Source organism: uncultured Nostoc sp. (assembly GCF_964247315.1).
Taxonomy (GTDB): Bacteria; Cyanobacteriota; Cyanobacteriia; order Cyanobacteriales; family Nostocaceae; genus Nostoc.
This window is the reverse complement of record NZ_CAXTTT010000171.1, coordinates 1-12,152: the sequence shown is the minus strand read 5'-3', so window position 1 is coordinate 12,152 and position 12,152 is coordinate 1. Positions and strand designations below refer to the sequence as shown.

Here is a 12,152-nt window from a genome sequence, read left to right as displayed (position 1 = left end):
AGATACACTGATTTATTTTACTTAGTGTACTTCATTAGACTGGTAAACGCTATAAGATATTACTCATGAAAAAGATTAATCCCATTTCAGAAATAGTTGGTGAAACAACTGATGTGGAATCTTGGCTGATGCGAGCGGGGCTAAGATTTTCCGACTTAGGTGACGATGCCGCAAGTATTGCAATCCGTAGGCAATGGCGAGAATACCAAGCCGCAGTTCACAGATGCTGTGTTACCCTACATCAACCACCATCACACGTTCAACTAACTGGCGACTATGCCAGTTTGAGAATACCTGGTGGCACATTAACCAATTGTGCGATCGCCTGTCGAGTCGTCCCCAGTCCTTAGACTAATTCTCCTGTTGCACGCCGTTCACTACTGGCTTAATTTCCGAAAATGGATCGGTGCCGCCACCCCAGTTAAAATCACTAATTCGGATGCTGAAGCCGCCTAACTCCAGCACCGGATTGTAACGTAAGGTAATGCCATAGGTGCGACGGCTATATTCCAAGATGTAGTCGGTGCTAGTTTCTCTACCAGTATCTAAGTTAACAGATGTTTGGAAGCCTAAGCGAAAAGGTCCGTAGATTTGCTGTGATATTCCAGCAGTCAATACTGTGTTATCAACGGAGCGGTCGAACAAAAAAGGTGATAATCCGTTATTAAAGCCTTGAGAGTAACTGATATTAAAGGCGGTATAGTCTAAAAAAGGCCGGGAAAAATGACCAATTTGCCCTTGTAAGCCAATTGTACCAATTAGGGTGCTTTGGTTATCACCATTGGTGTAAAAACTGGTAGTGCCTGTGAGGCTAGCGATCGCTTGCAAGTAAGGAACTACAGGGGTAGCGGTGTATCGTAATCCCTCAGTGGCAGTGGGTGGTAATGGTTTTCCCCGCCACAGCAACAGCCCTCTACTGAGGGTAGCACTGGCTTGTAAACGACCAAGTGAAATGCGATCGTTTTCCCGCACTGATTCTAGCAAGTCTGGGCGATCGGTGTTGGCATCAATATACTGGGCGCTTGCCTGGTAGTTGAGGTTGATGCCACTTTTTCCTAAAGGAATCACCGGAGAAGTAATAATGCCGCCAAAACTGCTCTGGACAGTTTGAAAACCCAGAGTACCGTTGTAGAGACGATCGCGGTAGTTATATTGCACATTCAATGTGTGGGGAAGAGAAGTCCCTAATGTCTGGCGCACTCCTAAATTCACCCGCAAATTGTCTTCCACGTCATTCAAGTTAAAACTAGTTAACTCCCCAGTTCCCTGAATTATCGACCGTGGACTCAAAACAGAATTTATCTTGGTCTTCAGACCAAATAGTGCGCCTAAGTCACCCGTGCCTTCTTGCACACCTCTCTGTAATAATAACTGGGGCGTAATTGTCCAGCGTGTCTGCTCTGTATCGATTACTGGAAAACCACGCTCAATATACAAACCACCCCGATCTTCTCCATCGTAGCCGGGAGAAACTATTGCAGGTGTAACGTCCCGCTTTCGGCGGTCAATAGTACGCTCATTCAGTGGAATTGGTAAAGAGACTCTTTGATCCAATACCAAACGCTGCTTCTGTGTCCTGATGCGGTCTACCAAGGGTGATTCTCGCGTCAAAGTTACTTTATCTGCGCGTAATTCTAATTCAGGAGGCGAAAAAGGATCGTTGGTGATGCGGACATTACTTGCTTGCCAGCCTTGCGGATAAAAGTCAATTTGTTCAGCTTCAAACCTGAGCCGATTGACTGTACCCCCTGTTTTCGGTGGCGGGATGTTGCTAGCATCTGCTTGACCACCAAATGTCACATCAATTCCTCCAGGGCTACTCACACCGGAAACGGGCTGATTGGCTCTAATGCGATCGCTGGGCGGACGTTTTGAAACTCCACCAGCACTTACAGCCGTGGGTGAAAAAGCAAAATCTGTTTGTGCTGAAGGTACGTAAATTTCTCCTCTACCATTTTCCAGTTCCCCACGATCTTGAACAAAGTTATAGGTGAAGCGTTGTCCACGCAGTATCTGATCGCCCCGTGTTAAGGTTACGTTACCTTCCCCCGCAGCGATCAAGTTGTCCAAATTAACTTGCAAGCGATCGGCATCCACCACCGCCCCATCAAATCGCACAATTACATTACCTACAGCTGTAATAATTCGCTGTTTCTCGTCATACTCTTGCCGATCGGAAGTGACTTCTACAATTCTTTGTCCGGCTGGCGGTGTGGTAGCTGGCACAGTTGTAACAGATGGTTGAGCTTGTGGCTGAGTGATATTTACTTGTGGTGTAGGCGTTGGTACTTGGCTTTGTTGCTGGACTTGGGACTTAAATTCTACAGTGATGGGCGCTGAGAGCTGGTTTGTGGGCTTACGAGACTTGAATGTGATAAAATTTTGTACTGATTGAGAACTCGGTGCTAGATCGGCAGCAGATACAGAAATATTGTCTTTTTTTAGAGATTCTTGTGTAGTAATATCGCGTTGCTGTTTTTGTTGGGTTAACTTCTCAGCTAAAATTTCTGCTTTGGATTTGACTAACTTGTTGCTGTTTGTGACAGTTGGGGCAATTTGAAGAGGGCGCAAAGATTGGGCAACAAGAGGACTTGGAGAAACTCTATAGCGAAAGCTAGAAGAGTCCAAAAAGGTTGGTTTTTCTCCACCATTAGAGTTTTGATTTAGCGATCGCTGACTGACTTTTTGAGAAGGTTGATCTTTTGCGTCTTGGTCTAAAGCCTCCGCTTCGACTTTTCTTTGCAAGGCAGCGGCTTCTCTTTGCATCTCCCGTTTACGCAGCGCCGACATCAAGATAAGTTCCGAGTGGCGGGGTTCGACGCTCGGACTTGTCTTTGTGTCTTCTTTTATTTGGCGATTAGAGGTTGTAACCTCCTGCGTGGGATAACCAACAACCAGCGGCTGCCCCAAAAGCCCAGCAGTTGCAGAACCGACGATTGGGGAACTTTCTGGTGGAAAGGTTTTTGGTGAATCAGGTACAGAAGAAGTTTCAGCAACTACCAAGTCATCTTGAGTTGAGTCGATCGGAGTTGACAATAAAGGATTGCTCTTGGTGTTACCCGAAATTGCCAACTGAGCCAAATTCTTGGGCTGCTTGGATTTGTCTGTCTTTTCGTGTATTCCAGTATCTACACCTGAAAGAAACTTTGTATGACTAGCAGATGAGGCGGGATTTACAGGTTGTAAAGATTCAACGATAGGAGGCGGATTAGGTGGCAGAACTGGATGAAGCATAAGTGAGCAAAATCGGGCTAACAAACAGCCAAATGACAAAGGGAAGGATTAAACATACATTTTGCCTTCCGACTGTCGCCTTCTGCTACCTACAGCAAGCTACTTGGAGAAAGAAACTTACTAAATTTTCGCTTAGTAAGTTTCCGTGGCGTTTAGTATTTTCCGCCTTCCAAAGTCGCGGATGATTTATCGCCCTTTTACTCTAAGTCCCGACGGCCGGGGTTACGAGCTGGATCGTTCGACAAAAATCCGAAGATGAAGATAGTTACGAAGAAGGCAACAACAATATAAACAGCGATTTTTAAAGTCAGCATAGAAATATCTCCAACGGGTAAAACAAAGAAAGCTTTTCTTTCAGTATCTGCCATGCAGAAAAGATAGCTACTTTATATTACCCAAATCTCGTCCCTTTTTTAGAAGACTCTGGCGACTCAGGACTAGCAATGTCTACCCTAAGGTTAGTGCTAATGTACAAGATGTCAGTTGTCTGACTTGTAGATGCCCTTAAGAAAGATAACTCAGAGACGTTTACCCTTGTGACGTTGACTGATGGCAAAGGTTTCCCAAAAAAAGGCAACAGCTTATAGGGGATAGTTACTATTCCCAATTCCCAATGCCCAATACCCAATGCCCCATGCCCTATTTCTCAACTTGAAGCTTTGCGATATCTTTGCTAATTCGGTTTTTGATTACTCGTGCAGGTATGCCGACAGCAACGGAAAAAGCAGGAATATCTTTATTAACAACTGCTCCCGCACCAATAACACTGCCTTTGCCAATAGTAACGCCATCTAATACTGTTACTCCATGTCCTAGCCAACAATCATCCTCAATCACAATTCCCTTGCGAGTAACACCTTGGTATTTAATCAGCTGCATCGGAGCGGCAAAATTATGATTATTGGCATATATCCCTGAATGGGCAGCAATCATGCAGTGTTTACCAATTTTAATGTCTCCTGGCCCCTCAATACACACGTTGGGAGCAATGAAGGTGTCTTCATCAATATGTATATACGTATCTGCCAAAGACCCGATATCAACGTTACGCTCAATCGCAACTCTATCTCCTAGATGAATTCTATTATTTTTGTGTCCTCTCGCATCCATCCGCACACCCTTGAAAATATAGACTCCTGCGCCGATCTCAATACAAGAAGTACCGTTAAATTCAACACCATTTTGAATATACACTGGGCTGTCTATCTGGGCAAAAATACTACGGTATCCTAAATTACGTAACTTTGGGCCGAGAAGAAGTGTCGGAATATCTCCTAACACTGTAGTTACTAAAAGTTCTTGCACGCGCTGCAATTTGGAAAAATATTGCTCATTCAGCATGGCTATATATCTCTTTAATCAATTGTTGTTGACAGTGTTCAAAGTTGTTTTGGCTGTATCCTAATCTTCTGCCAATACCAATAATCTCTGTGTATATTAATACATCAGATCATGTAGCGGTATCACCAAAATTTTCCACGATTTTTAGATGGTTTTCCAACATTTGAAAAACCAGAGTCTGGCTTTGACTATGCGAGCAATTCTTGAGGTTAGGTGTGTAGAATTACTCAAGTAATATGCACAATTGCGTTAAGTCGCTAGAAGCTTCTTTTTCACAAAATCAATTAACAAAACAATTTCAGTGCTTTGTCGGGTCAAAACTTAGACTCTTAAATTGTCTGATGGAAAATTAGCTGGTTTAGATAGGCTACTGTTTTGGTTTTCTGGCAAATTTGAAAAGCTTGCTACCGCTAACAGCACTCCTAAAGCAACTAGTACCGCAAGGCGGAAGTCAAAAGTCAAAAGTCAAAAAAATTGTATCCCAGACTTTTGCGCCATTTGAAATGGTATGTTTATTTCCGCCGTGTTGTAATAGGGATAGTGTTGTTTGTCTTGAGGCTATTTCCTCTCAAGCGGTTTTAGTCTTTTGAAACAACTCAGTTTCACAAGCTATTTTGCAACAAAAAATACATTTAACTAGACTATATTCAAAGTTTAGATAAAATTTTTGCCTAGCATGACAATGTAATTATTGTTGGATTTATTTGGGTATTTTTGCCCAAATAAAATCCAATTAGGGTGGATTATCTCCCACATCAGCCATCACATTGAAATTAACCATCGGTGCAAACAAGTAAGCGCTTCCCCGACTGCTATGACGGCTTTCTTGCAACGAATTTCTAGAGTATGCTGCTCCAATCATGTTGCACACTGATGATTTACAGACTAGCCAATTCACGTTTGTAATGACATGAATGGTTTTTTATAACAATTGTTTTTAACGATAACACATTTTATTTTTAATGGAACACTCTCATGAAATAAGTTTATTTCCAGGTTTATTGTTGATGAGAATGGAGGAAATAAGTTAACTTTTTTACTATAGCGATGCCTACGGTGGGCAAAGCCTACGCTACTTGCAAATATTTTTATACACTTAGATAAAATCCATTGAGGAGGGAGATTTAAAAAATGCTATCAGCGGTTATTGGCATTTTTGCTTATCTATATTTATCTCGTTACTGGTGCAAGTAATTTTATGATTGGGCGTTCAACTTAGAATGATATCTACTATACTTGTGACACCTTCTTCGTTAAAAAGCCAAACTAGCTCAAAATATTCCTTTTGTCCACATACTTACTATCTAAAATATTGTAAATCACCCATTCGGGTGAGCCAAGAGGGTGATGTGTGCTTGGTACTACTCGTTATAAATTTTATTTAAAGAAAGCGAAAACGTAGCATAGTTTCTAGGAGAAAACTACAAAAAAACATCTAATTTCCCAAATTGAGGTATCAGCTTTAACTCACACACTTGGTTCAAATTATGGCTTTAATTAAAGAAATTGTACAAGAAGCTCTAACTATCGGCTATCTGAGTGTTGTGGCCGAAGATCAACTGCGATCGCAGCTGCAAAGTAATTATGACTCAGAAGACCTAGATGCCTGGATCATTTTACAGCGAGCAATTGCAGCAGGTGATGTCAAACAAGAGTCGCGTCGAAAGAAAGCTTCTCCCTCTCCTAAAGCCAAGGACACTTCATCAAGTATTAAACTTGCTTATCAAATTGCAGCAGAACTGGCTTATGCAGCAGCTGTAGCTCTGACAATGACAAAAAATAATAAAGATCAGCCTTCACTAGGTGCATAAAATAACACCTTTATAAATTATTTTCCTAGTGTAGTGCAAATATTTCATACCAAGTAGTTAGCGTCGGCGTAGCCCGCCGCAGGCATCGCTTTGCTTGATTAACTGCTTGGTAAGGCTTTCATCCGATTCTTTATGGAGTTTCCCTTTTGCCTGCTGGCTTGAAAGTGCTGTACATGGATAGCGGGGCGTTGAGCCAGTGCTAATGTAAAAAAAATCCCAGTCTTTAGAAAATTTTCATCCAAGGCTTTTGAAACTCGTTTCATCGGGACTGCCTTCTTTGACAGCGCAATTTTATGAAAAAATAATTAAAAAATTTAACTTTACTGGACACAGCTATGGGGAATTTTTACCCTCAGCCAAGACTCTCGATTGATCCCCGGAAGCAATACTAAAATAAATATAAATTATTTATTCAAAACTAAATTTTTTTAAGTGATACATACCAGTAAATGATTAAATCTTAATATACCAAGTATATGGCTCAGAGTCAGGCATAGAATTAGAAACACCTTGGTGTAAACTTTAGCAACGAGGTTAAAAATAATTCTCAATGCTTAACAAAGTCATCGCTTTTTCACAAACTACAGTACAAAGAATTGGCAACATTGGTAAAGAGAGTAAACAATAACCATAGCTAAACTTGGAGTTTTGCCAACCTATGCAGCCAATTCGCACATTTAACGTATCCCCTTCACTACCGCCGCGACTCGAACCACTACGGCGGCTGGCATATAACTTGCACTGGGATTGGAACGTTGATACTAAAGATTTATTCCGTCGCTTAGACTCTGACCTGTGGGAGTCTAGCCATCATAACCCAGTGTTAATGTTGGGTACAATCTCTCAATCGCGGCTTCTGGAAGTTGTCGAAGATGAAGGCTTTTTAGCGCAAATGGATCGAGCTGACCGTCAGTTAGACGATTATTTGCAAGAGCGTACCTGGTATCAGAAACAACGGGAGCAGAAACCCAAAGAATGTTACGCCTATTTTTCAGCGGAATTTGGACTTGTAGATTGTTTACCCGTCTATTCTGGAGGCTTAGGTGTTCTGGCGGGGGATCACCTCAAATCTGCCAGTGACTTGGGGCTACCGCTTGTCGGTGTCGGTTTGCTCTATCAGCAAGGCTACTTTGCCCAGTATCTCAATGCCGATGGCTGGCAGCAAGAACGCTACTTGCTCAACGATTTCTACAATATGCCCTTGCATCTAGAGCGCAATGCCGATGGTTCAGAACTGCAGATTGCAGTAGATTATCCAGGACGCAAGGTATATGCTAGAGTTTGGCGCGTACAGGTAGGAACGGTTCCTTTGTATCTGCTGGACACCAACATTGAACCGAACAACACTTACGACCACGACATCACAGACCAGCTGTATGGTGGCGATATCGATATGCGTATCCACCAGGAAATTATGCTGGGGATCGGTGGCGTGCAAATGCTCAAAGCTTTGGGGCTGAAAGTTACCGCTTACCACATGAATGAAGGCCACGCTGCCTTCTCTGCCTTAGAACGCATCCGTTTGCTGATTCAGGAAGAGGGACTGAATTATGCCCAAGCTAAACAAGTGGTGGCTTCCAGCAATATCTTTACTACCCACACGCCAGTACCAGCAGGGATTGACTTGTTCGCTCCCGAAAAAATGTTGCACTACCTGGGATATTATGCAGAGATATTTGGGTTGCCCAAAGAGCAATTTTTAGGACTGGGGCGTGAGAATACAGGCGATTTATCTGGGCCTTTCAGTATGGCGGTGCTGGCGCTGAAAATGGCAACATTTTCTAACGGTGTCGCACAACTGCATGGTGTGGTGTCGCGGCAAATGTTCCAAGGCTTGTGGAAGAATGTGCCAGTGGAAGAAGTACCGATCGCTGCAATTACCAACGGTGTCCATGCTCGGAGTTGTGTGGCGAAATCAACTCAAGAATTGTATGATCGCTACCTCGGCCCAAATTGGTCATCAGCACCACCAGATAGCCCATTGTGGGAGCGGATGGACGCCATACCCGATGAAGAATTGTGGCGCAATCACGAACGTTGTCGTTTAGATATGATTTTGTATGTGCGCGAGCATTTGGTCAAGCATTTGACTGATCGCGGCGCTTCCGCTTCCGAGATTATCCAAGCCCAAGAAGTTTTAGATCCTTACGCTTTCACCATTGGCTTTGCCCGTCGCTTTGCCACCTACAAACGCGCTACCCTCTGGATGCGCGATTTGGATCGCATTAAGCGGCTTTTACTAGCTAACAAAGACCGCAAAGTGCAATTCGTGATTGCTGGTAAGGCACATCCCAAGGATATCCCCGGTAAAGAACTCATCCGCGAGATCAATCACTTTATCCGCGAACAGCATTTAGAAAAACAGGTAGTGTTTGTTCCCAATTACGACATTCACATCTCCCGGTTAATGGTTGCGGGTTGTGATATCTGGTTAAATACACCGCGTCGTCCACGGGAAGCCTCTGGTACTAGTGGGATGAAAGCGGCAATGAATGGATTGCCGAATTTAAGTGTGCTAGATGGCTGGTGGGATGAAGCTGATTACGTCCGCACAGGCTGGGCGATTGGACATGGAGAGAATTACGACGATCCTAACTATCAAGATGAAGTAGAAGCAAATGCTCTCTACGAATTGTTAGAGAAGGAAGTTGTACCGCTATTTTATGAACATCGGGATACTGATGGCTTACCCCGTCCGTGGGTTGCCAAAATGAAGGATGCAATTCGGTTGAATTGTCCATTCTTTAATACGGCGCGGATGGTGGGAGAATATGCACAAAGGGCTTATTTCCCAGCTAGCGATCGCTATCATACCCTGACTGTTGATAACTATGCCCCAGCCAAAGAACTAGCCGCTTGGAAGGAAAAACTGGGCGAACACTGGTTTAACATCAAAATCAAAGATATTGACATATCGGCAGCTTCAGACATTGAGGTTAATCAAACCGTTGCTGTCAAAGCCAAGGTTGACTTGGCAACTTTGACCAATAATGATGTGCAGGTGGAGCTATATCAAGGTGCGATCGATGCCAATGGTGAGATTGTCAATGCTGTGCCAGTGGTGATGGATTACCAAGGGGAAGATGGACAGCAATTGAGTACTTACACGGGTAATATCACCTATACCGCTTCTGGTTTGCAAGGTTTGTCTTTGCGTGTATTGCCGAAAAATAAAAATCTGGCTAATCCTTATGAACCAAGGTTAATTGCTTGGGCAGAATCAGAGTAGTGAGTAGTTATTGAATACTCAAGATTAGGCGTTGCTGATTTAAGTTTAGCAACGCCTTTTATCTCAAACATTTTCAGGTAGATAATTAATATCTAGTAGCTGTTCTAAGGTATAAGTACAATATTGAGGTAAATTATCTAGTTTGCCCTCTGTTTTCTCAATTACATACCCTAAAGCATCATCATAAATTGATGCTAATTCATTTTCCAAGTATTGATATAAATTTGTTGTCAAATTACGTTTTAATTGATTCCTAAAACTTCTAATTTCTGCTTTCCAATGTCCAGAATTATATTGAGTTTCTTCTGTCCAGTATTGCAGCAATAAAAGATGTCTAATAATTTGTTCTAATAAACTAGCAACCTTGGCTTTGTCTCTACGACCCAAATTTTCTAGCTCCTCTATTAAATTTTCTAAATCTAATTTTTCTAAATGGTTAGCTTTCAATAATTTGATTGTTTCCTCTAACCAGAGATGATCGTCAATTTCATAAAGCTCTTTTAAACTCAAGTTAGAACTAACTCCTTGCATAAAACCTCTTTGAGTTAAATCTTACAAGATTACAATTTTAGGCTAACATTCTTTGGGAGATGATAATGTAGCCGATGATGCGACGCCGAATAGCCCGTCGTAGACATCGCCTAATACTAAATTACGTTGTTCTCCCCAATACCACCAATAAGCAATGCCAAAAACTCTTCTAACCACTGTTTCTTGCTAATGCCATAATTGTCAATGTCTTCGCATAAGAGCGTTCCGGCGATTATTGCTAGAATTGCGATCGCTAAAATGTCCCTGAGCAGATGTTTTTTAGTACGCTCTACTCTTGGGTCTTTCATCTCTCCAAAGTGCTGGACTAAGCTCTGCTGAATAGCTCCAATTTCTGGCACTTATATTCGCTTTCGCTGATTACCAGAAGTATTTTTGGCATTGCCAGATTCCATTTCAAAGCCCTGAAACATTTTAGTATTCTTTGAAATTTACATAGCAGTACAGATGTTCTTTCAAGTACCATGCTCTCATTTCATCTGTTAAGTATAATTTATACCAAATTAGATGCTCTCACCCTGTAAGAGTATACAAACAAAATATTTTTACGTAAATTTATCAGTAAATAATGTGAAGAGTATGTAAAGATGCATCTTGAAGCAAAAATATCTAAGTAAATACAATAGTATATAATAAATTTGGGATTCTGGGATTATTTAGATGTTCTCTATTTTCAAGGTAGACATATACATAAAATTGCCCACAAGGAGAGTATAAAAATCTTTTTTCTGAGCGAAAATTAAATATTTTCTCTTATAGTAGGACTTAGACGCTGGCAAGAAACCAAATACCAAGTATAAATTTTATGCATTCAATTGTAAGATTTTTTAATTATCCTTGTTCACTGATTTTTACTGAACAAAAATAATTAATTTAGCCCGAAATGACCGATTATCCTAAATACACACGCTCATTAGTTTGTACAGCGCTTAAGGCTTAGATAGTTTTCAGATAGATTAGATAGTGTCACATGAAAGCCATTCTTTGGATGAATATTTAAGAAACATTAGTGTTACTTAAGGAAGAGGTATAAGTATGGTAAAAACTTAAAATATTGGTTAATTTTTGTGCCCCAAAATAGCAATAAACTCCATATTGAGAACTGAAGTTACTGAAAAGCTAGATTTAAGTAGATAAAAGTTATGGCAAATATCATTGGAACCAACGGTAACGATACCCTACAAGGCACTTTATTAAATTTCTACGATTACGACACCCTAACTGGTGGCGGTGGCAATGATGAATTTGTTTATTACTACGCCACCAATGATATCATCACCGATTTTGGTGGTGTAGGTAAAGGAACAAACCCAGCAGCAGCAGTCATTGCTGAAGTAGATACTCTAAATTTCCAGGGCGATGGCTTAACTGCCCAAAATATGCTGCTAACCCAGAATGGCAACAATCTGGAAATTACCTTTGCAAACTACTTTAACCACTTAGATGATGAGGTTAAGCCTAAAGTCATCCTGCAAAACTTTGCCTTGGAAAACCTGGATAACCTCAGTAAATCTACTGGAGCCACTGTAGACTTGGGTAATATCCTGTTTGATGGGCAAACTAGTGTCATTGACAGTTTTGATGTGTTTGATGCAAATTCCACTCAAGCTAACCTGTTCAAGAAGAACACTGTTACTTTTTTGAATGACCTCAATAACAATATTACAGGTTTTGACAACTCTAATGATGCGATCAATGGTCAGGGGGGTAATGACAAAATTGACGGCTTAAGTGGCAATGACCTTTTAAGAGGTGGTGCCGGGAATGATACTCTCATTGGTGGTGTGGGCAATGACACTCTCATTGATGGTGAAGACAATAACCTGATCTCTGGTGGCGATGGAAATGATTATCTCTCCGTTTCTGGTGACTACCACGAGCAACGAGGAGGCTCAATTGCATTTGGCAATCCTACCTCTGGCAATAACACCCTCAACCCGAATTTCTCACAAACTCAGAAAAAAGCGGAGGTTAAAACTGGTAAAATG

10 protein-coding genes are annotated in these 12,152 nt (G+C 41.6%); 4 read left to right on the top strand and 6 right to left on the bottom strand.

All coding sequences use genetic code 11. The features are described 5' to 3' along the window. Positions 1–65: 65 nt before the first annotated feature. Positions 66–350 (top strand): hypothetical protein, encoded by a 285-nt coding sequence (locus ACFE93_RS31715; protein WP_375479639.1) that lies wholly within the window; start codon positions 66–68, stop codon positions 348–350. Position 351: 1 nt separating this feature from the next. Here the strand turns inward: ACFE93_RS31715 and ACFE93_RS31710 are convergent, their stop codons facing one another. From ACFE93_RS31710 to ACFE93_RS31695, 4 genes are all read right to left on the bottom strand, one after another. After that, complete coding sequence (locus tag ACFE93_RS31710) at positions 352–3,234, bottom strand: DUF3769 domain-containing protein (RefSeq protein WP_375479637.1); 2,883 nt, start codon at positions 3,232–3,234, stop codon at positions 352–354. A 197-nt stretch (positions 3,235–3,431) separates the two neighbouring features. Continuing rightward, positions 3,432–3,548: a photosystem II reaction center protein I gene (locus ACFE93_RS31705; protein ID WP_041566417.1), complete on the bottom strand. Its 117-nt coding sequence runs from the start codon at positions 3,546–3,548 to the stop codon at positions 3,432–3,434. 325 nt (positions 3,549–3,873) lie between these two features. After that, on the bottom strand, positions 3,874–4,575 hold the full coding sequence (locus ACFE93_RS31700; RefSeq protein WP_375479635.1) for an acyltransferase: 702 nt from the start codon (positions 4,573–4,575) through the stop codon (positions 3,874–3,876). A gap of 733 nt (positions 4,576–5,308) precedes the next feature. Beyond that, a complete protein-coding gene (locus tag ACFE93_RS31695) occupies positions 5,309–5,437 on the bottom strand; it encodes a hypothetical protein (protein ID WP_256091202.1) in 129 nt (42 codons plus the stop codon). 625 nt (positions 5,438–6,062) lie between these two features. Between ACFE93_RS31695 and ACFE93_RS31690 the strand changes: the two genes are divergently transcribed. After that, positions 6,063–6,386 (top strand): hypothetical protein, encoded by a 324-nt coding sequence (locus ACFE93_RS31690; protein WP_375479633.1) that lies wholly within the window; start codon positions 6,063–6,065, stop codon positions 6,384–6,386. Between the two features lie 658 nt (positions 6,387–7,044). Further along, positions 7,045–9,615 (top strand): alpha-glucan family phosphorylase, encoded by a 2,571-nt coding sequence (gene glgP, locus ACFE93_RS31685; RefSeq protein ID WP_375479631.1) that lies wholly within the window; start codon positions 7,045–7,047, stop codon positions 9,613–9,615. Between the two features lie 63 nt (positions 9,616–9,678). Here the strand turns inward: glgP and ACFE93_RS31680 are convergent, their stop codons facing one another. Both ACFE93_RS31680 and ACFE93_RS31675 read right to left on the bottom strand, forming a co-directional pair. Next, positions 9,679–10,146 (bottom strand): DUF29 domain-containing protein, encoded by a 468-nt coding sequence (locus ACFE93_RS31680; RefSeq protein WP_375479629.1) that lies wholly within the window; start codon positions 10,144–10,146, stop codon positions 9,679–9,681. Positions 10,147–10,262: 116 nt separating this feature from the next. Then, on the bottom strand, positions 10,263–10,505 hold the full coding sequence (locus ACFE93_RS31675) for a transposase family protein (RefSeq protein WP_375479627.1): 243 nt from the start codon (positions 10,503–10,505) through the stop codon (positions 10,263–10,265). 801 nt (positions 10,506–11,306) lie between these two features. Between ACFE93_RS31675 and ACFE93_RS31670 the strand changes: the two genes are divergently transcribed. After that, a partial coding sequence (locus ACFE93_RS31670) for a calcium-binding protein (protein WP_375479625.1) occupies positions 11,307–12,152 on the top strand: 846 nt, incomplete at its 3' end.

Excerpts from the sequence above, each read along its gene's own strand:
- ACFE93_RS31690 (WP_375479633.1), top strand. The coding sequence starts at position 6,063 with ATGGCTTTAATTAAAGAAATTGTACAAGAAGCTCTAACTATCGGCTAT.
- ACFE93_RS31710 (WP_375479637.1), bottom strand. The coding sequence starts at position 3,234 with ATGCTTCATCCAGTTCTGCCACCTAATCCGCCTCCTATCGTTGAATCT.
- ACFE93_RS31680 (WP_375479629.1), bottom strand. The coding sequence starts at position 10,146 with ATGCAAGGAGTTAGTTCTAACTTGAGTTTAAAAGAGCTTTATGAAATT.
- ACFE93_RS31715 (WP_375479639.1), top strand. The coding sequence starts at position 66 with ATGAAAAAGATTAATCCCATTTCAGAAATAGTTGGTGAAACAACTGAT.
- ACFE93_RS31700 (WP_375479635.1), bottom strand. The coding sequence starts at position 4,575 with ATGCTGAATGAGCAATATTTTTCCAAATTGCAGCGCGTGCAAGAACTT.
- glgP (WP_375479631.1), top strand. The coding sequence starts at position 7,045 with ATGCAGCCAATTCGCACATTTAACGTATCCCCTTCACTACCGCCGCGA.
- ACFE93_RS31705 (WP_041566417.1), bottom strand. The coding sequence starts at position 3,548 with ATGCTGACTTTAAAAATCGCTGTTTATATTGTTGTTGCCTTCTTCGTA.
- ACFE93_RS31695 (WP_256091202.1), bottom strand. The coding sequence starts at position 5,437 with ATGATTGGAGCAGCATACTCTAGAAATTCGTTGCAAGAAAGCCGTCAT.